Consider the following 242-nt stretch of genomic DNA (forward strand, 5'->3'; position numbering starts at 1 on the left):
CGTGCAGATGCCGGCGAGCAAGGTGCATCGCTATCTGCAGGCGTTGATTGCTTCGGGATTTGCCGAACAGAACGCCGCCACCAACCATTACGGCCTCGGTCGCGAAGCGCTGCGGGTGGGCCTGGCCGCACTCAACAGCATGGACGTGCTGAAGGTCGCCGCCCTGCCGCTGTCCGAGTTGCGCGACGAACTCAACGAAACCTGCTTTCTCGCGGTGTGGGGCAATCAGGGCGCAACCGTGG

General features: G+C 64.0%; 1 protein-coding gene. It reads left to right on the plus strand.

What is annotated here, in order from left to right; genetic code table 11:
• On the plus strand, positions 1-242 hold a 242-nt coding region (locus AAEY83_RS18065; protein WP_351061448.1), incomplete at both ends, for a helix-turn-helix domain-containing protein.

It is taken from the genome of Psychrobacter sp. TB20-MNA-CIBAN-0197 (genome assembly GCF_040309765.1).
Lineage (GTDB): Bacteria > Pseudomonadota > Gammaproteobacteria > Pseudomonadales > Moraxellaceae > Psychrobacter > Psychrobacter submarinus.